Annotated in this window: 18 protein-coding genes; 12 read left to right on the plus strand and 6 right to left on the minus strand. The window is 66.3% G+C overall.

What is annotated here, in order from left to right; translation table 11 throughout:
• Positions 1–60 precede the first annotated feature (60 nt).
• The 3 genes from trxB (at position 61) to aat (ending at position 3004) form a co-directional block, all read left to right on the plus strand.
• The gene (gene trxB, locus ASD22_RS04655; protein WP_007079738.1) at positions 61–1026 is read left to right on the plus strand and encodes a thioredoxin-disulfide reductase; all 966 of its coding nucleotides are present in this window, start codon (positions 61–63) and stop codon (positions 1024–1026) included.
• Between the two features lie 86 nt (positions 1027–1112).
• Positions 1113–2285: a GNAT family N-acetyltransferase gene (locus ASD22_RS04660; protein ID WP_056079529.1), complete on the plus strand. Its 1173-nt coding sequence runs from the start codon at positions 1113–1115 to the stop codon at positions 2283–2285.
• Positions 2282–3004 (plus strand): leucyl/phenylalanyl-tRNA--protein transferase, encoded by a 723-nt coding sequence (gene aat / locus ASD22_RS04665; RefSeq protein ID WP_056079531.1) that lies wholly within the window; start codon positions 2282–2284, stop codon positions 3002–3004. The genes ASD22_RS04660 and aat overlap by 4 nt, the downstream gene beginning before the upstream one ends.
• Positions 3005–3076: 72 nt before the next feature.
• On the opposite strand, the gene ASD22_RS04670 is transcribed toward aat, so the two are convergent.
• Complete coding sequence (locus ASD22_RS04670) at positions 3077–3916, minus strand: HD domain-containing phosphohydrolase (protein WP_056079534.1); 840 nt, start codon at positions 3914–3916, stop codon at positions 3077–3079.
• A gap of 175 nt (positions 3917–4091) precedes the next feature.
• Positions 4092–5351 (minus strand): flavodoxin-dependent (E)-4-hydroxy-3-methylbut-2-enyl-diphosphate synthase, encoded by a 1260-nt coding sequence (gene ispG / locus ASD22_RS04675; RefSeq protein ID WP_056079538.1) that lies wholly within the window; start codon positions 5349–5351, stop codon positions 4092–4094.
• A 264-nt stretch (positions 5352–5615) separates the two neighbouring features.
• Between ispG and ccoN the strand changes: the two genes are divergently transcribed.
• The 7 genes from ccoN (at position 5616) to ccoS (ending at position 11615) form a co-directional block, all read left to right on the plus strand.
• Complete coding sequence (gene ccoN, locus ASD22_RS04680) at positions 5616–7082, plus strand: cytochrome-c oxidase, cbb3-type subunit I (RefSeq protein WP_056079540.1); 1467 nt, start codon at positions 5616–5618, stop codon at positions 7080–7082.
• Between the two features lie 126 nt (positions 7083–7208).
• A complete protein-coding gene (gene ccoO / locus ASD22_RS04685; protein ID WP_056079543.1) occupies positions 7209–7862 on the plus strand; it encodes a cytochrome-c oxidase, cbb3-type subunit II in 654 nt (217 codons plus the stop codon).
• A complete protein-coding gene (locus ASD22_RS04690; RefSeq protein WP_235577522.1) occupies positions 7859–8080 on the plus strand; it encodes a cbb3-type cytochrome c oxidase subunit 3 in 222 nt (73 codons plus the stop codon). Before ccoO ends, ASD22_RS04690 begins: the two co-directional genes overlap by 4 nt.
• Complete coding sequence (gene ccoP, locus ASD22_RS04695) at positions 8077–9003, plus strand: cytochrome-c oxidase, cbb3-type subunit III (protein WP_056079547.1); 927 nt, start codon at positions 8077–8079, stop codon at positions 9001–9003. Before ASD22_RS04690 ends, ccoP begins: the two co-directional genes overlap by 4 nt.
• Positions 8990–9220 (plus strand): hypothetical protein, encoded by a 231-nt coding sequence (locus ASD22_RS04700; RefSeq protein ID WP_056079549.1) that lies wholly within the window; start codon positions 8990–8992, stop codon positions 9218–9220. The genes ccoP and ASD22_RS04700 overlap by 14 nt, the downstream gene beginning before the upstream one ends.
• Complete coding sequence (locus ASD22_RS04705) at positions 9217–11445, plus strand: heavy metal translocating P-type ATPase (RefSeq protein WP_056079551.1); 2229 nt, start codon at positions 9217–9219, stop codon at positions 11443–11445. Before ASD22_RS04700 ends, ASD22_RS04705 begins: the two co-directional genes overlap by 4 nt.
• Entirely contained in the window at positions 11442–11615 is a 174-nt protein-coding gene (gene ccoS / locus ASD22_RS04710; RefSeq protein WP_056079553.1) for a cbb3-type cytochrome oxidase assembly protein CcoS, read from the plus strand. The genes ASD22_RS04705 and ccoS overlap by 4 nt, the downstream gene beginning before the upstream one ends.
• A 65-nt stretch (positions 11616–11680) precedes the next feature.
• Here ccoS and ASD22_RS04715 read toward each other — a convergent pair whose 3' ends face one another.
• The 3 genes from ASD22_RS04715 to ASD22_RS04725 all read right to left on the minus strand — a co-directional run bounded on the left by ASD22_RS04715 (position 11681) and on the right by ASD22_RS04725 (position 15278).
• Positions 11681–12103: a hypothetical protein gene (locus ASD22_RS04715; protein ID WP_056079555.1), complete on the minus strand. Its 423-nt coding sequence runs from the start codon at positions 12101–12103 to the stop codon at positions 11681–11683.
• A gap of 11 nt (positions 12104–12114) precedes the next feature.
• Positions 12115–13071: an XVIPCD domain-containing protein gene (locus ASD22_RS16310; protein ID WP_156458941.1), complete on the minus strand. Its 957-nt coding sequence runs from the start codon at positions 13069–13071 to the stop codon at positions 12115–12117.
• A 263-nt stretch (positions 13072–13334) separates the two neighbouring features.
• Entirely contained in the window at positions 13335–15278 is a 1944-nt protein-coding gene (locus ASD22_RS04725) for an acetyl-CoA hydrolase/transferase C-terminal domain-containing protein (protein ID WP_235577523.1), read from the minus strand.
• Between the two features lie 71 nt (positions 15279–15349).
• Here ASD22_RS04725 and ASD22_RS04730 point away from each other — a divergent pair, with 71 nt between their 5' ends.
• Complete coding sequence (locus tag ASD22_RS04730; RefSeq protein WP_056079562.1) at positions 15350–16807, plus strand: phospholipase D-like domain-containing protein; 1458 nt, start codon at positions 15350–15352, stop codon at positions 16805–16807.
• A 100-nt stretch (positions 16808–16907) separates the two neighbouring features.
• Positions 16908–18251, plus strand: a complete 1344-nt coding sequence (xseA, locus tag ASD22_RS04735) for an exodeoxyribonuclease VII large subunit (RefSeq protein WP_056079565.1) — start codon at positions 16908–16910, stop codon at positions 18249–18251.
• A gap of 138 nt (positions 18252–18389) precedes the next feature.
• On the opposite strand, the gene ASD22_RS04740 is transcribed toward xseA, so the two are convergent.
• The gene (locus ASD22_RS04740; RefSeq protein WP_056079568.1) at positions 18390–19481 is read right to left on the minus strand and encodes a hypothetical protein; all 1092 of its coding nucleotides are present in this window, start codon (positions 19479–19481) and stop codon (positions 18390–18392) included.
• Between the last annotated feature and the right edge of the window lie 21 nt (positions 19482–19502).

Below are 19502 nucleotides of genomic sequence, written 5' to 3' on the forward strand. Positions count from 1 at the left end.
ACCGCCCCAGCGCACACCATCCCGCAACCGCTGCAAAACTCCGCGGAGTAACTGGCAAAAATGAACACCGTTCCCAAGCACAGTCGACTGCTGATCCTCGGCTCCGGCCCCGCCGGCTACACCGCGGCGGTCTACGCCGCGCGCGCCAACCTCAAGCCGACCATGATCACCGGCCTGCAGCAGGGCGGCCAGCTGATGACCACCACCGACGTGGACAACTGGCCGGGCGACGTCGAGGGGCTGCAGGGGCCGGCATTGATGCAGCGCATGGCCGAACACGCCGAGCGCTTCCACACCGAGATGATCTTCGATCACATCCACACGGTGGATCTGAAGCAGCGCCCGTTCCGGCTGCGCGGCGACTCCGGCGACTACACCGCCGACGCGCTGATCATCACCACCGGCGCCACCGCGAAGTACCTGGGCATCGCCTCGGAGGAGAAGTTCAAGGGCAAGGGCGTGTCCGCCTGCGCTACCTGCGACGGCTTCTTCTTCCGCGAGCAGGCGGTGGTGGTGATCGGCGGCGGCAATACCGCCGTGGAAGAGGCGTTGTACCTGTCCAACATCGCCAGCAAGGTCTACCTGGTGCATCGCCGCGACAAGCTGCGCGCCGAGAAGATCATGCAGGACAAGCTGTTCGAGAAGGCCGCCGCCGGCAAGATCGAGCTGGTGTGGAACCACAGCGTGGACGAGGTGCTAGGCGACGACTCCGGCGTCACCGGTGTGCGCGTGAAGGACGTCAACTCCGGCGCCACCCGCGACATCGAGGCCACCGGCTTCTTCGTGGCGATCGGCCACACGCCCAATACCGGCATCTTCCAGGGCCAGCTCGACATGCACGACGGCTACATCAGGATCCACAGCGGCCAGCAGGGCATGGCCACGATGACCTCGGTCGAAGGCGTGTTCGCCGCCGGCGACGTGGCCGACCATGTCTACCGCCAGGCGATCACCTCGGCCGGCTTCGGCTGCATGGCCGCGCTGGATGCCGAGCGCTGGCTGGATCAGCAGACGCCGGCAGCGTGAGATGTAGGAGCGCACCCTGTGCGCGACAGCTCTTCGTCACGTAACGAAAAGCATCGCGCACAAGGTGCGCTCCTACAGGCCGAACCATGCTCACCACCCGCTTCCATGACGCCATTGCCGACCTGCCTGCCGCGGCGTGGGACGCGCTGCGTGGCGACGACAATCCGTTTGTCTCGCATGCGTTCCTGGCCACGCTGGAGCGTTCCGGCTGTATCCGGCCGGACTGGGGTTGGCAGCCGCATCATCTGGGCATCTACGAGCGCGAGCGACTGATTGCCGCCGCACCGCTGTACTTCAAGGGCAACTCGCACGGCGAGTTCGTGTTCGATTTCGGCTGGGCGCGTGCCTGGCAGCAGGCCGGCGGCGAGTACTACCCGAAACTGCTCAACGGCGTGCCCTACTCGCCGGTGACCGGGCCGCGGCTGCTGGCTGGCGGCGACGGGCAAACGGTCCTGCTGCAGCGGGCGCTGGTGGAGGCGATGCGCGGCGAAGCGGAGGAGCTGGGGCTTTCCTCGGTGCATGCCAATTTTCTGGAGGCCGGCGAAACCGAGGCGTTTGACGAGGACTGGCTGGTGCGGTCGGACGTGCAGTTCCATTGGCACAACCACGGCTACCGCCATTTCCCGGCGTTCCTGGCCACGCTCAACCACAAGAAGCGCAAGAACATCCTGCGCGAGCGCGAACAGGTGGCGGCCAGCGGCCTCGCCATCGAATGGCGCAGCGGCGACAGCCTCAGCCTGCTCGAATGGCGCCGCGTGCATGCGTTGTACGAGACCACCTTCGACGCCAAGGGCAACCACGCTGCGCTCACCGCCGCGTTCTTCAGCCACCTGGGCGAACTGGGCCAGACCGCGCAACTGGCGCTGGCGCGCGACGGCGAAACCATCGTGGCGATGGCGCTGTTCATTCAGGGCGGCGGCGTGTTGTATGGGCGCTATTGGGGCGCGTCGGTGGACGTACCGGGGCTGCATTTCGAGCTGTGCTATTACCGCGGCATCGACTACGCCATCGCGCAGGGCCTGCAGCGTTTCGAACCCGGCGCGCAGGGCGAGCACAAGCTGGCACGCGGCTTTCTGCCGGTACGCACGCATTCGCGGCATTTCCTGGTCAACCCCGGCTTCCGCGCGGCGGTGGCGGACGCGCTGATCCACGAAGCGGAAGCGGTGGACGGCTATGCGGCCGAACTGCTGGCGCACAGCCCGTATGCGAAGACCCGCGAGGACAACGAAACCGGCTCACCGCGCGACCTGTCGCCGTGATCCGCCTGCCCCTGCTCGATCCGGACGCGCCGGCGTCGTTCCCCGACCCCCGGCAGGCGTTGACGGAACCCAACGGCCTGCTGGCGTTTGGCGGCGACCTTTCGCCGACGCGGCTGCTGGCGGCCTACGGCAAGGGCATCTTTCCCTGGTTCAGCGATGGCGAGCCGATCCTGTGGTGGTCGCCCGATCCGCGTTGCGTGCTGCACACGCAGGACCTGCGCATCAACCGCAGCCTGCGTCGGCAGTTGGCGGGCAAGCATTGGCACCTCACGCTCGACCACGCATTCGACGCGGTGGTTCGCGGCTGTGCCGCGCCGCGCCGGGACGCCTCGGGCACCTGGATCGTGCCGGCGATGGTCGATGCCTACAACCGCCTCTATCACCTGGGCCACGCCCACAGCCTCGAAGTCTGGGAGGGCACGCAACTGATCGGTGGCATCTACGGCATTGCGCTGGGGCAACTGTTCTGCGGCGAGTCGATGTTCAGCCGCCAGAGCGGCGCATCCAAACTGGCGCTGGTTGCGCTGGCCAAGCTGCTGCACGGCTGGGATTTCCCGCTGATCGACACCCAGGTGGCCAACGCACACACCGTGAGCCTCGGCGCTGTCGAGATACCGCGGGCGCAGTACCTGCAGGACGTGGCCACGTTACGTCGCCGGCCCGGTCAGCCGGGCAATTGGGCGGCATTTACGGATGAGCTGATCCAGCCCTGCAAATAGCGGCAGGAGCGCACCCTGTGCGCGAGGCTCTTCGTCATTTTCGGCAAAAAGCGTCGCGCACAGGGTGCACTCCTACGAGAGCGCGGCGCGTGGCGGCTCGGCGGTTTCGGGTGGCTCGCCCAGCGCCTTGATGTCGTCGTAGTGCTCGATGAACAGCGCGACCAGTCGGGGGTCGAGCTGGCTGCCGGCCACCTTGCGCAGGTAGTCGAGGACGTCGGCTTCGGGCCAGGCGGGCTTGTAGACGCGCGGGGAAATCAGCGCATCCCAGATGTCGACGACGCTGAATATCCGCGCCGCCAGCGGGATGGCTTCGCCGCGCAGGCCGGCAGGATAACCGGCGCCGTCCCAGCGCTCGTGGTGGCTGTAAGGGATGTCGCTTGCACCGCGCAGGAAATCCACCCGCTGCAGCATGTCGCCGCCGAACCGCGCGTGCTGGCGCATGACGGCGATCTCCCCTTCGTCGAGCCTGCCCGGCTTGACCAGGATCGCGTCGGGCACCGCCAGCTTGCCGATGTCATGCAGCAAGGCGCCGAATGAGAGGTTGCGCAGCGCATCGCCATGCACCCCTGCCACGCGCGCCAGGCCGGTGGCCATGCGCATCACGCGGCCGGAATGATCCCCGGTTTCCTTGTGCCGGATGTCGATCGCCGACACCAACACGCGCAATGCCTGCTCCTGCCCGTCCAGCAGTCGCTGGGTGGCCTGCTGCAGCCGGCGCATGTCGCGGCCGAGCATCCAATACAGCAACGCGCCGGTACCAAGTACGAAGAACCAGCCCTTGATGCTCTGCAGGAATGGCAGATCGGCGCGGTCGCCGGCCACGGCATTCAACGCGTGGTCGGAAAACCAGATCCACAGTGCCGACACGGATACGTAAAGAACGACGGTGCGCAGCTGTGGGCGTTTCGTCACGGATAGTCATCCCATTGAGGAGGTTTCGCTTCAGGGGCCTGTCGGACTTGTGTGGTCGAGGCGAAGAGCTGGCCTTGCAGCCCAGCCCACTCAAGCCCGACTGACTCCCTGGGTCAACACACGAGCTGGCAACGCAGTGTGAAGAAAACCGTACCCGCGCATTGTGACGCATCCATCAGCTCGTGCGGGCGGTGTATTTGCGCTCCACGTAATCGTCCAGGATGCCCACGAATTCGTTGGCGATATTGTCGCCACGCAGGGTCATCGCCTTTTCGCCGTCGATGAAAACCGGCGCGGCCGGCGCCTCGCCGTTGCCCGGCAGCGAGATGCCGATATTGGCGTGCTTGGATTCGCCCGGCCCGTTGACGATGCAGCCCATCACCGCCAGCGTGAGGTTCTCGACGCCGTCGTACTTCACCCGCCACAACGGCATCTGTTCGCGCACGTGTTCCTGCACGGTCTTGGCCAGCACCTGGAAGAACTCGCTGGTGGTGCGGCCGCAGCCCGGGCAGGCGGTGACCAGCGGCGTGAACGAACGCAGCCCCATCGTCTGCAGCAGCTCCTGCGCCACAATCACCTCGCCGGTGCGGGAGGCGCCAGGTTCGGGCGTCAGCGAGATGCGGATGGTGTCGCCGATGCCTTCCTGCAGCAACACGGCCAGCGCGGCGCTGGAGGCGGTGATGCCCTTGGAACCCATGCCCGCCTCGGTGAGGCCCAGGTGCAAGGCATAATCGCAGCGCGTGGCCAGGTCGCGGTACACGGCGATCAACTCCTGCACGCCGGAGACCTTGCACGACAGGATGATGCGGTCGCGTCCCAGGCCGATTTCCTCGGCCTTGGCGGCCGACTCCAGCGCCGAGCGGATCAGCGCCTCGCGCGCCACCCGCGAGGCATCCCACGGTTCGGCGCGCTGCGCGTTCTCGTCCATCAGCGCGGCCAGCATGCTCTGGTCCAGCGAACCCCAGTTGACGCCGATGCGCACCGGCTTGGCGTAACGCAGTGCCATTTCGATGATCGACGCGAACTGGGTGTCGCGCTTGGCCCCGAAACCCACGTTGCCGGGGTTGATGCGGTACTTGGCCAGCGCCTCGGCACAGGCCGGTTCGCGTTCCAGCAACTGGTGGCCGTTGTAGTGGAAGTCGCCAACCAGCGGCACGTCCACGCCCATCATCGCCAGCCGCTCGGCGATCCGCGGCACCGCCGCGGCGGCGGCCGGCGTGTTGACCGTAATGCGTACCAGTTCGGACCCGGCGCGGGCCAGCTCGGCAACCTGCCTGGCGGTGCTGGCGGCGTCCTCGGTGTCGGTATTGGTCATCGACTGCACCACGATCGGCGCATCGCCACCGACGCGGACCTTGCCGACCTGCACGGCAACACTGTGTCGGCGCGGGGCCGGACCTGCCGTGAGAGGCACCTGGGTAACCATTTCGCTCATGCTTCTTGTTCGGGAAAACAGCGCCAAGGATAACCGATCACCGGTACGCCTCCGATGACCCGGCCCGATGGCGCCATGGAGCGAAGGTGGCCGGCGCGCGCCATCGAGCGGCACGGGATATCTTTCACGAAAGCTGCAAGCCGCAGCTGCCAGACTGGGAGCGCACCGGGCAGTTCGGTACGCATTGTCGCAGCGGCTTGATTGGCGTCATGGCATCGCGTCACGCTTTACGCAAAATAGCGCAGTTAACCGTCGGGGATCCGCATGCCGAACACCGAGTATTACAACGACAGAGTGGTGCGTCAGTTCCTGCTGGCTGCCGCCGTGTGGGGGATCATCGGCATGTCGGTGGGCGTATATGCCGCTGCCGAACTGGCCTGGCCCGCGCTGAATTTCGACACCTCGTGGCTGACCTTCAGCCGCATCCGCCCCGACCACACCTTCGGCGTGATCTTCGCGTTCGGCGGCTCGGCGCTGATGGGCACCTGCTACTACGTGGTGCAACGCACCGGCCATGCGCGGCTGGCGTTCACCAAACTGGCGGGCTTCACCTTCTGGGGTTGGCAACTGGTCTGCGTGCTGGCGATGGTGACGATGCCGCTGGGCATCACCCAGAGCAAGGAGTACGCCGAGCCCGAGTGGTTCATCGACATCCTGATCGCGATCGTGTGGGTGAGCTTCGGCGTGGTGTTCTTCGGCAGCCTGACGCGGCGCCGGATCAAGCACATCTACGTGGCGAACTGGTACTACGGCGCCTTCATCATCGCGGTAGGCCTGCTGCACATCGTCAACAACCTCGCGCTGCCCGCATCGCTGTTCAAGTCGTACCCGGTCTACGCCGGCGTGGTCGATGCGATGGTGCAGTGGTGGTACGGCCACAACGCGGTGGCGTTTTTCCTCACCGCCGGCTTCCTCGGCATGATGTATTACTTCGTGCCGCGGCAGGCGCAACAGCCGCTGTGGAGCTACCGCTTCTCGATCGTCAATTTCTGGGCGCTGATCTCGGTCTACATGTGGGCCGGCGCGCACCATCTGATGTACACCGCCCTGCCCGACTGGGTGCAGTCGGTGGGCATGGCGTTCTCGCTGGTGCTGCTGATGCCCAGCCTGGGCTCGGCCGCGAACGGCCTGCTCACCTTCAACGGCTCGTGGCACAGGCTGAAGATGGACCCGGCGGCCAAGTTCATGGTGCTGTCGCTGGTGTTCTACGCCGCCTCGACCTTCGAAGGCTCGATGATGGCGATCAAGACGGTGAACTCGCTGTCGCACTACACCGACTGGACCATCGCGCACGTGCATTCGGGCTCGCTGGGCTGGGTGGCGATGATCACCATCGGCTCGCTGTATGCAATGGCGCCGCGCGCGCTGGGGCAGGAGAAGATGTACTCGCGCAAGGGCATGGAGTGGCACTTCTGGATCCACACCATGGGCCTGCTGCTGTACGTGGGTTCGATGTGGACGGCTGGCGTCACCGAAGGCCTGATGTGGCGCAAGACGCTGCCCGATGGTTCGCTGGCGTATGCGTTCATCGACAGCCTGATCGCGGTCAAGCCGATGTACTGGATCCGCTGGCTGGGTGGCGTGTTCGTGCTCAGCGGCATGGTGATCATGGCCTGGAACCTGTGGCACACCGCAGCCGATGCGCGTGCGCGATTGATCAAGCCGATCCCCGTGCCCATCCCCGAGCCCTACCCGCACCAGGTGCCGGTGCCCCTGCCCGCGGCCAATTGAGGAGCCTGGCTGATGCGCTCGTCCGTGATCGCCACTTCGATCGGGTTACCGATTCTGCAAACCCTTCCGGCCCTGCAAGCCCAAAGGCGGCCATCCATCGCCGCACTCTTCAAATAGAGCTCAACCATGGCCTATAAACATTTCGAAGTCATCGAGAAGCACGCCGGCCTGCTCGGCGTCCTGATTGCGATCATGGTGTCCATCGGCGGCCTGGCCGAGATCACGCCCCTGTTCATCCAGGCGCATTCGGTGAAGGCGCCGCCGGGGGTGAAACCCTATGACGCGCTGCGCCTGGCCGGTCGCGACGTGTATGTGCGCGAAGGCTGCTACCTGTGCCACTCGCAGATGATCCGCGCCTTGCGGGCGGAGACGCAGCGCTACGGGCACTTCTCCACCGCGGAGGAGTCGGTCTACGACCGACCGTTCCAGTGGGGCTCCAAGCGCACCGGACCGGACCTGGCCCGCGTGGGCGGCAAGTATTCCGACCATTGGCAGCGCCTGCACCTGGAGGACCCGCGTCAGGTGGAGCCGGAGTCGAACATGCCGGCGTATCCCTGGCTGAATGACAACAAGCTGGACATCGCCGACGTGCAGGCGCGCATGCGCACCCTGCGCCGGCTGGGTGACCCGTACAGCGACGACGACATTGCCAGGGCCAACGAGGCGCTGGCCGGCAAGACCGAGATGGATGCGCTGATCGCCTACCTGCAGGGGCTGGGCATCAAGAACGAGCCGGTCGCTGCCGTGCCGGTGCCGGCCGGCCACGGAGACAAGCCATGATGAATCCGATCTGGGGCCATATCACCGGCGTGGTGACCGTGGTGCTGATGCTGATCTTCATCGGCATCTGGGTCTGGGCCTGGCGCAAGCGCCATCGTTCAACGTTCAAGCGGATGTCGGAGATTCCGATGGAAGACAAACCCGAGGGCCCGCTGCCCGACCCGGCCGACATTGCCAAAAAGGACGTCGCCGACAACCAGGGGAGCGACCAGCCGTGACCACTGGATTGTCGTTGTGGGTAATGTTCCTGGTGGTGCTGAACCTGGGCATCACGTTCTTCCTTTTCCTGTGGGCGCCGCGGGCCAAGATCCCCACCCTGCCCGACCAGACCAGCGGCCACGTCTGGGCGCACGGCACCGTGCGCGAAGGCGTGCGCAACCTGCCGTTGTGGTGGCTGCTGTTTTCCGGCGCGATGTTCCTGGCCGGGTTCGCCTACCTGGTGCTGTACCCGGGCTTCGGCAGCCACAAGGGCATCCTCGGCTGGACCTCGCACGGCGAGCTGGCCAGGGATGAAGCCGCCAACGACGCGAAACTGGATGAGCTGCTGGAGCGCTTTCGCCAGTACCCGGTGGAGCAACTGGCCAATGACCCCGCCGCGCTGCAAATGGGTGGGCGGCTGTTCGTGGACAACTGCGCCGCCTGCCACGGCCGCGGCGGCTACGGCAACGTCAAGGTGGGCGCGCCCAGCCTGATCGACAACGACTGGCTGTACGGCGGTACCGGCGCGGACATCCTGGCCAGCATCCACGATGGCCGCAGCGGCTTGATGCCGCCGTGGGCCAGCCTGGGCGAGGACAACGTCAAGAACCTGGCCCAGTACGTGTTGAGCCTGTCCGACTCGCCGCACGACGCAGCCAAGGCGGCGGCCGGCAAGCCGCTGTTCACCACCTGCGCGGCCTGCCACGGCCCCGACGGCAAGGGCAATCCCGCCTTGGGCGCGCCCAACCTCACCGACCACATCTGGTTGCACGGCGGCAAGCTGGAGGACATCGAACACTCGATCGGCGGCGGTCGCCAGGGTGCCATGCCGGCGTGGAGCACGCGCCTGACCAGTGACCAGATCCGCGTACTGGCCGCTTACGTCTACCACCTCTCGCACCAGGGCGATGCCGCCGCGAGCCAAGGCCATGCCCAGCGCTGACCCGGTGCCGGTACCCGCCAGGGCAGCGTGGTATCGCCAGCCGATCGTGTGGCTGGGAGTGGCGCTGTTCGTGGCTTCGCTGGCCGGTTGCGTGTGGATCATCGTGGTCGCCGCGCACCATCCCGATACGCCGGTGGAACATGCCGGCAGCGGCCTGTTCGGCGTGCCGTCCGCTGCGCACAGCAGCCACGGCCCGCCGCCCGCCAGCCCGCGATGAATGCCTACGCGGCCTGGGCGCACCCGCAACTCGCCGCGCAGGTCATGCGCCCGCGCCGCGATGGCCGCAGCGAAATCGCCCTTCGCGTCGACGGCCTGCATGACGCCCGCCAGATCCTGACCCTGGAGCAGTTGATCCACGCCTTGCCCGGCGTGAAACGCGTGGCCATCGATGCACCGGCCGGACGCGTGCGGGTGGTGTGGGACGCGCGGCGCACGCCGTTGCCGCGCCTGCTCGCCGTTTTCGCCAGCACGCATTGCACCGCGCAGCCGCTGCGCCACGACAGCATCGACGACGCCCGCGCGATCGAGATGCATGCGGCACTGAAGCGCCTGCTGGTCGGCGGCATGTTCGCCATGCAGGTGATGACCTACGCGTTCGTGATGTACATCGGCGCGGTCGATTTCGTGGACTTCACCACCCGCGGGCTGTTCCGCTGGCTGAGCCTGTTGTCCACCATTCCGGTGGTGTTCTATTCGGCGCAACCGTTTTTCGCCGGCGCGCAGGCCGAGTTGCGCCAGCGACGGCTGGGGATCAACCTGCCGGTGGCGCTGGCGGTGGCGCTGGTGTTCCTGGCCAGCTCCGTCAACACGCTGCGCGGCGACGGCGAGATCTATTTCGACTCGGTCAGCATGTTTGTGTTCCTGCTGCTGGGCGGACGCTACCTGGAACTGCGCGCACGCCATCGCAGCAGCGCGCTGGGCGATGCGGTGATCGATGCCACGCCACTGCTGGCCGAACGCCGCCGCAGCGATGGCCAACTGGAAACCGTGGCCGCTATCGAGCTGGCCCCCGGCGACCTGGTCCACGTCAGCGAGGGTGGCACGGTGCCCGCCGACGGCGTGCTGGAAGGCCATACGGTGCGTGTCGACGAAGCGCTGCTTTCCGGCGAATCGCGGCCGGTCACCCGGCATGCCGGCGAGCGGCTGGTGGCCGGCAGCGTGGTACTGACCGGGCCGGCGCAACTGCGGGTGGAATCCAGCGGCTCGCATACGGTCGCGGCGCGGCTGGGCGCACTGGCGGCGCGAGCACGCCAGGCCCGTTCGCCCTCGATGCTGGCCAGCGAACGCGACGCCAGCCGCTTCGTGGCCCGCGTATTGCTGCTGACGCTGCTGACCGCGCTGGGCTGGTTGCTGGTCGATCCCACGCGTGCGTTCGAAGCCGCGGTAGCGGTGCTGGTGGTGGCCTGCCCCTGCGCTTTCGCGCTGACCTTGCCGGCCACCCTCACCCGCGCGCTGGGCGTACTGGCGCAGCGCGGCGTGCTGGTGACCGACAGCGCGGCGCTGGAGCCGCTGGCGCGGGTCGATTTCGCACTGTTCGACAAGACCGGCACGCTGGCCACCCCGCAACTGTCGCTGGCCACGGTGGAACCGTTGCGCGGCGACGACCCCGCCCGCACCCTGCAATGGGCCGCCGCACTGGCGCGCGAAAGCTCGCACCCGCTGGCCCGCGCGCTGGCCGCGGAAGCCGCCGCGCATGGTTCCCCGATACGCGCCACCGCGATGCAAGTCGTCGCCGGCGCGGGCATCCGTGGCGAACTGGACGGCCGTGCCCTGCGCCTGGGCCGCGCGGATTTTGCGCTGGAACACAGCGGCGAAAACGCGTCCGCGCTGGCTGCGGGCACCCTGGTACTGGCCGATGCGCAGGGCGCCATCGCCGCGTTTCATTTGGACGAACGAGCCCGATCCGACGCCGCGGACACCGTGGAATTTCTTCGCGCCGACAACATCGCCTGCGCCATCGCCAGCGGCGACGTGGCTGAACGCGTGGCCCCGCTGGCCAGCGCGGTGGGTATCGACGACTGGCATGCGCGGCAAACCCCGGCGGACAAGCTCGCCGTGCTGCAGGGCGCGCGGGCACAAGGTCATGTCACCCTGGCCGTGGGCGACGGCACCAACGACGCCCCCCTCCTGGCCGGCGCCGACGTTTCCGCCGCGCTCGACAGCGGCACCGGCCTGGCCCAGGCGCACGCCGACCTGCTGTTGCTGGATGGACGTCTGGATGGCCTGGCCAGCGCCCGCGTGATCGCGCGTCAGGTGCGTCACGTGGTCGCCCAGAGCCGGCGCTGGTCGCTGGCCTACAATTTCTGCGCGGTGCCGTTCGCCGCGTTCGGGCTGGTGCCGCCGTGGCTGGCCGGCATCGGCATGACCTTGAGCTCGCTGGTGGTCGTGCTCAACGCGCAACGGGTCGGCACGACCACGCCCGCGCGGGGAGCCTCCAGATGAACATCCTGCTGATCCTGATCCCCGTCACCCTGATCGTCATCGGCGTGGCCGTGGCGCTGTTCTTCTGGGCGGTCAACCACCAGCAATTCGACGACCTGGACAGCCCCGCCGTGCTGCCGTTGATGGATGACCCGCCTGCGGACACGGATGAAAAAGATGCGCCCTGGTGACTAACCAGGAGCCAGCACAACGGCGCACATCCGCGAGAATTCACCGCTCCGCCTTGTATCAATCCTCACTGCCAGTAACTGGCCTTGCGCTTGAGATGGATGACCTCTTTGTTTGCCGAGAACGATCCGGTCAGCTCTTGTGGTCCGATCGTTCCGACAAAGTTGCCGCGAGGATCGACGGATTTTGGTACCGAAAATTTGATTGATGTACCGGATATTGTCGCGGGTACCACCACGGGCGTTGTTGGGTCACCCTCGCTCGATTGATAGACGACAAAGTAGCCGTCGCGAGCATAGGTGACGAAAATCTCCGTCCCAAGCAGGTCGCCTCCTTCGTCGTTGTATGCCATGTTCGAAAACATGCCCGTCGGCTTCGGTTGCCCGGCGGTAGCAGCGGTGGCCGCCGTCAAGAAGATGCTGAAAACAAGCATCATCAGGAATACATGGTTCATCCGTTTCATCGTCTTGCTCCCGAAATCGTCAATCATCGGCCCATGCCCTAACCCATGCATGAAACATTCTGTGTGACGGTCACCTGCAGGTTTCCCTGTTGAGCCATCTGCTGCGCCCTGTGCTGGCCTTGCTGTTGCAAGGTCTGATTGACCTGCGCCATCTGCTGTGTGCTTTGCTCGATCGACATATTGACCGCTCTGACCGTATCTACATTTGCGACCTTCGTTACCACGCCAAGCATGGGTTGCTCAGCAGCAAACGCCTTGGAACCATCGTCGCTCAGAACAACACTGTCGATTTGCTTCAAGCCCTGCGATTTTGCCTCGACAGCCAATGCACCGGCCAGGTTTTTACTGATACGATCCGACGCGCGGCCTCGCTCGGCATCAATTTTTTTCACACCGGCATACGCCTGCTGAAATAGCGTGTGATCCGGATGTGAGGCTTCGTCCAGACGTGGTGATACCTGCGCTGATGTACCAGGTGCCGGATATCCTGGCGACGCCTGCTGCGCGTTTTGCTGGTGAGTTGGTGCGTCGTGGTGCTCAGGCGCGCGCGACCGATGGCGTCCGGTCAGCTCGTTATATTGCCGGGTTGCATTCGCGATAGCCGTGTTTCTGTCTATGGGCGGATCCACATAAAAATGCGGCGGGTCGCGCCGGTGAAAATTGCCGCCCCAGCTCAATCCCGCATTGTGTGCGGCCGTTCGAATGATTTCACGCTGCGCTTCGCTGACGGTCGAATAATTCACATCGACGGCAAACCCGGCCGAATGAAGACTGTGCGTGGCCGGGGTAATGGCGTTGGGATCGTGGTGCAACCGTTCCTGATGTTCTGGGGTCCTGAACGCGCTATTGAAATGGAGGCTTACACCGTGAGCTCGCGCATTCGCTATGAAAGCGTTGACCTTTGGAACCATCGATTGGTCGAGATAGGTATGACCCATGCCGGACAGCGTAACGGGCACGAGTTGAGTTGTTGTTCCGTGGTGCGTGTCAGTCATGGACAGGAACTCCCTGGGGTCGTTCAAATGCGCTTCTGGCTACCAGCTACCGGCCTGATGGATGCGTTGTTCGTTCGGTCACAATCTTACTTCTGGCGGAATGCGATTTCGTAGTCCTGGACATCGTGGCCACGCCGGGTAGAGCGCCGCGGGATGGTCGAACCTTTGCCGCGACCGGCGTAGGAACCTTCAGTCGAGGTGCTTCTGCTCTGGCCCCCAAACAAAGAGCATCGCGACTGAGGTCGCTCCCACAGCAACCGCTCCTACCGGGTATTCCGCAACGCCGCCAGCAACACCCGCTGCTGCAGCCGATCCTTCCACGTCGCCGGCGCCGCCAGGCCCATCCGCTTCAAGGCCTCGGCTTCGCCCGTCACCGCGTCGCCTGGCCGGATCACGGCCTTCAGCAGCCGCCACTTTCCACGCCAGCTGAGGGCGCAGCCTTTCAGCCAGTTCAACGCCGGCAGCAGCCGCTGTTCCACGTCGTCGAAATCGCTGCCGAACGGGAACGTGGGCAGCAGGCCCTTGCGCTGCAGCGGCGCCAGCGACTGGCGCAGGCAGTCGGGGCGGTTGTGGCGCCAGGCGGCGGGTATCACGAAGTCCGGCGCCAGCTTGCCATGCGCCTTGGCCTCCGCGCACAGCGCGTCGAGGAAGCAGGCGTCGCTGATCGACAGCATCGCCTCCACGCACTCGCTGTCGCTCTTGCCGCGCAGGTCGGCCACGCCGTATTCGCTGACGTAGATATCGCGCAGATGCCGGGGGATGGTGGTCTGGCCGTAGTTCCAGCGGATGTTGCTTTCCAGGCCGTTGCGGCCCATGCGGGTGGCGCGCAGCAGCAGCACCGAGCGCCCGTCGGCCAACTCGTGCGCCATCGCCACGAAGTTGTACTGGCCGCCCACGCCGCTGACCACCGCGCCCTCCTCCAGCGTGTCGGAAACCGCCGCGCCCAGCAGCGTGGCCATCATGCAGGTGTTGAAGAAGCGTGCGCCGCGCCGCTGCAAGGCGGCCAGCGTCTGGTGGTCGCCGTACAACTGGTTGACGTGGGACACCGGGCACATGTCGATCGCATCGGGATCGGCCGCCTCGGTCTCGCCGAGCCATGCGTACAACTCGCGCGAACCCAGGAAGAACGCGCCGCGCAGGAAATGCCCGCCCGGCGTCGCCGGATTCAACCGGCCCGCGACGGAGGCGCGTTCCAGCGCCAGGTTGTCCCAGCTGCGGCGCTTCAGGATGCCGCCGCGCTGCAGATGCATGAAGCCGTCCATCACCATCTCGCTGGCACCGTACAGGCCGGTGACCAAAGGCGCCGTACCACCCAGGTAGCCGGCCAGCGTGCGCGTGTTGCCGCCCGCATCCAGCGACGCCAGCGCGCCGCGCCACGCGCTGTTGGACTGCTGGCGCAACAGCAGCGCCTTGACCAGCGCATCGGACAACGCGCCGATGCCGATCTGCAGGCAGCCGCCATCCTTCACCAGCGCACTGGCGTGCAGGCCCAACGCATATTCGGCCACGTCCAGCGGCAGGCGCGGCAATGCGAACAGCGGTGGCGAGGTTGCCGGCTGCAGTTCGATGTCGAAGAAACTTTCGGGCACTTCGGCCGCGCCACTCATGTACGGCAGATCCGGATGCACCACGGCCACGCACAACGGCCGCGCCTTGCCGGCGGCTTGCATCTGGCGCAGGAAATCCAGGGTCAGGTCGGGGTTGCTCGACAAGCTGTAGTGCACGCCGTCGGGGTCCTCGCGCCGCGCCACCAGTTGCACCAGCAGGTTGATCTCCTGCAGCACCAGGTCGCGCGCCACGTGGGTGTAGTTCTGGCTGATGTAGCTGCGCTGCGCGCTGGCCGAATGCAGCAGCGCACCCGACTGCAGGTAGAACTCGTGCACCTCGACATTGGGCGGCAAGGCATCGCGCGCCTGGTCGATCGCGTACTGCGGGTCAATCTGGTTGGCACCGAAATGCCGCCGCAGGAAAGGTTCGAGGAAACGCGCCTCCAGCCCCGGCTTGGGTCGCGGACGCGTCAGCGACAGCGCCGTGTACAAACGCATCGACCGGGTGGTGTCCGCGGCGGTCAACGCGTACAGCGCGTTGAGCAGGCCATGCGGTTTGCCCAGCCCCAAGGGCGCGGCCACGCGCAGGTCCGGGCCAAGCGCGTCGGCGACCTGCTGCGCGCAGGTGGCGGTATCGGCGTAAAGGCGACGGATCGGCATGCCTGCGATCATGCCAGAAGCGCCGCGCGGCGATGGCGCTACGTCAACAAGGCTTCGCTTACACTCGGGCCATGTCATCGCTACCGCTCATCCCCACTACACCGAGCCGATTACTGGCCGAACAGGCGCTGAGCCGCGCCGCCGGTGCGCCGCTGCTCAACGGCAACGCGGTGGAGTTGCTGATCGATGCCGCTGCCCACTACGAGGCCTGGCTGGCGGCGATCCGCGGCGCGCAGAACCGCGTGCTGCTGGAGAATTACATCATCCGCAACGACGACGTGGGCCGCGCTTTCCGCGATGCCCTGGTCGAGCGCGCGCAGGCCGGCGTGCTGGTGAACGTGGTGGTGGACTGGATGGGTTGCCTGGGCCAGTCGCGCAGCCGCTTCTGGGCGCCGTTGCGGGCGGCCGGCGGCGAAGTGCGGGTGTTCAATCCACCGCAACTGGGGCAATCGTTCGGCTGGCTCAGCCGCGACCATCGCAAGGTGCTGGTGGTCGATGGCGTGCAGGGTTTTCTTTCCGGCGTGTGCATCAGCGCGAAGTGGCTGGGTGATCCCGCGCACGATGTGCCGCCGTGGCGCGACACCGGCGTGGCACTGCGCGGGCCGGCTGTGGCCGAAATGGAAGCCGCGTTCGCGCAGAGCTGGGGTGGCATCGGCACGCCGCTGGCACCGTTTGCGCCCTTGCCCGAGCCGGACGAACCCGCCGGCTCGGTCGCCCTGCGGGTGATCGCCACCCAGCCGGCCAGTGCCGGCATGTACCGGCTCGATCAATTGATTGCCTCGATGGCGCGCAAGACCCTGTGGCTTACCGACGCGTATTTCGTGGGCCTGGCGCCTTACGTGCAGGCGCTGGTGGCCGCCTCGCGCGACGGCGTGGATGTGCGCCTGCTGGTGCCAGGCAACAGCGATATCCCCGTGGTGGCCAGCATGTCGCGTTCGGGCTACCGGCCGTTGCTGAAAGCCGGCATCCGCGTGTTCGAGTGGAATGGCTCGATGCTGCACGCCAAGACCGCCGTGGCCGACGGCCAGTGGGCGCGGGTGGGTTCGTCCAACCTCAACATCGCCAGTTGGCTGAGCAACCGCGAGATCGACGTTTCGGTGGAGGATGCCGGCTTTGCCGGCCAGTTGGCCGCGCAGTACGAGCGCGACCTGGAGAACGCCACCGAGATCGTGCTGGCGCCACGTCGCCGCCATCCCGGCAGCGAGCGCGTGCGCAGCAGTCAGGACCGGCCGCGCCGGGTGCGCCATGCCGGCGGCAGTTCCAGCCGCGCCGCGGTGGGCGCATTGCGCATTGCCAACACGGTGGGCGCCGTGCTGAGCAACCGCCGCGTGCTGGGCGACACCCCCAGCGGCCCGCTGTTCGCCGGCACCGCCGGGCTGACCTTGCTGGCCGTGGTGTCGCTGCTGTGGCCCGCCTGGGTCGGCTGGCCGCTCGGCCTGCTGGCCGCCTGGTTTGCGCTGAACCTGGGCATCGCCGCCTGGCGCATGTATCGCGGCCGGCGCCGCCCGGCGCCGGGCAAGAGCAGCTGAGGCAGGATGCGGCCTGTTCAAAGCAATCTCTCAGAAAGCTTCGCCAAGCGGATGTTTCTACAGGACTAGGTCTGACGGCGCGTGATAGGCTCGCCGTCCCATGCCCGCTTTCGACAGCACCACCCGCCATGTCCTGACGCCCAGCTCGCTCAACCGGCTGGTGCGCGACCTGCTGGGCGATGCACTGCCGCAGGTGTGGATCGAGGGCGAGCTTTCCAACGTGGCCCGCCCCGCCTCCGGCCATGTGTACTTCACGCTGAAAGACAGCGGCGCCCAGGTGCGCTGTGCGATGTTCAAGATGAAGGCGTCGACGCTGCGCTTCCGCCCGGTCGATGGCCTGCAGGTGATGGTGCGCGCCAAGGTCGGCTTGTACGAGCCGCGCGGCGAATTCCAGCTGGTGGCCGAATACATGGAGCCCTCGGGCGAAGGCGCGCTGCAGCGGGAGTTCGAGCAACTCAAGGCCAGGCTCAACGCCGAAGGCCTGTTCGACCCCTCTCGCAAGCGCCCGTTGCCGCGTTACGCGCGCCGCATCGGCGTGATCACCTCCGCCACCGGCGCGGCGGTGCGCGACGTATTGAGCGTGCTGGCACGGCGCTGGCCATTGGCCCACGTGGAAATTCTGCCGGTACCGGTGCAAGGCCGCGAAGCGCCACCGGCGATCGTGGCGATGCTGCGCAAGGCGTCGGCCTGCGCCCGCTACGACGTGGTGTTGCTGACCCGCGGCGGCGGCTCGCTGGAAGACCTGTGGGCGTTCAACGAGGAGATCGTGGCACGGGCCATCCATGCCAGCGCGGTTCCGGTCATTTCTGCCGTGGGCCATGAGATCGATTTCAGCATTGCCGACTTCGTGGCCGACCTGCGCGCACCCACGCCCTCGGCCGCGGCCGAACTGCTGGTGCCCGATGCGGTGGCGGTGGGCCGTCACCTGCGTCAATTGCAGCAGCGCCTGCTGGCAGTGCAACTGGGCCGGCTGCAGGCGCAATCGCAACGCGTCGATCACCTGCTGGCACGCCTGCAGGCGCAACGGCCGCAGGCGCGGCTGCAACGCGACCGCGAGCGGCTGGTGCATCTGCAACGCCGCCTGACCACCGTGCTGCGCGAACAGGATCAGCGCCGCCGCACCCGACTGGAACGCCTGCACGCACGCCTGCTGGCAAGCCACCCGCGCAACCAGCTACCCCTGCTGCAGCGCCGCCTGGCAGAGCAGGACCAGCGCCTGCGCCGCGCCATCACCCAACTGCTGCAGCGGCGCCAGACCCAACTGCGCCACGACGGCCGTGCACTGCACGCCGTGAGCCCGCTGGCCACGCTGGAGCGTGGCTACGCCATCATGTTCGACGCCGACGGCAAGGTGCTGCGTTCGGCAGCAAACGTCGCCACCGGCACACCGCTGCGCGCTCGGCTGGCGGATGGCGAACTTGCATTGCGGGTGTGTGAGGACTGAGCCGCGCAAGCGGCGATTGCCTTCCGCCGGTGCGTTCAGGGGCTCGACCAAACGAATGAAATGGGGCGTTCGACCGCCACTCGAATCCCGATTCGTGGTTCGGCAGCCATGCCGGGATGGCGCCTGACGACCACGCCGCTACATACCGCGAGACACCTTCTTGCCAAACTTGCTGCAGCCGAGAATCGATCCGCTCAACCCGGAATGATTGAACGCGCTGATGTGCGGTTGCATGGTGACCTTGACGGTATCGCCATCCTTTTTTACCTCCACGATCCGCTCGATGCCGGCATCCGATCCGAAACTGAAGTTCTGGCTGGTGTACACGTTGCCCGAACCGTAATCCGTGTCTACATGCCCGGCATAAACGTCGCGGGAGCCACCAAGCACCGCTGAAATGCTGGTCACCAGGTAATACTCGCCAAGCTTCATCCGGGAGAACTGGAACTCGCCGTTTTCGTTGGGCTTCGCTTCCATCCTCGCGACGACCAGGTCCGGATCCGTGACCACCTGATCCTTGCCTCGTTTTGCCTTCTTGCCGAGTGCGAGGATCTGTTGCAAATACGGCGTCACGGGATATAGAAGCACCGGCTGGCTTCCCAACACGAGATTTCCCCGCCAACTCCCGCACACTTGCCCCCTGATGGTCGAGCGCCCCGGCTCCAGCGCGGCTTTGGCCGCAGCCAGATCAAACGGTACGTCCGGCTTGAGGATATTCACGACCGGCTTGGTCACGGGAATCGTGGTGCGCGACTGTTCCAGAGTCTCCGCCGTCATGGCAGGTTCGAACTGATTCGGCACGGCGGGCCGACCGGCCTCGAACTTGCCGACCATCGCGCACAGCCGCTCCGGCACGCCTTTGCTCGCGTTGCCGGGCGGCACAATCGAGGTAAATGAAATCCCGGACGGTTGCTGAACCTGGACCAGCGTCGGTACGGGAGACGGCGGCTTGCCGATCCCCATGCTGGGATTCGGGCTGCTGTAGTCCGGCTCGATGGCAATCACGTATCCGTCGGCGGCGGCTATCTTCCGCACATCGTCGAACGTCTGCCGCACGCTGAGTCCGGCGTGAGTGGATGTCGCCGTGAAAAGCCGCGCGCCATCGCTCGCCGTGACTACATGCAGGCTATCCGCACATAACGCCGTGGCCATGCCGATGGCAGGTGCCGCCATCAGAGCCAGAAACAGGACAATTGTCCGCGCCCATCGCTTATTCAACGAAATAATCATCGATCCTCCATGACATGTACC

The organism is Rhodanobacter sp. Root480, assembly GCF_001426645.1.
In the GTDB taxonomy this organism is placed as follows: Bacteria; Pseudomonadota; Gammaproteobacteria; order Xanthomonadales; family Rhodanobacteraceae; genus Rhodanobacter; species Rhodanobacter ginsenosidimutans.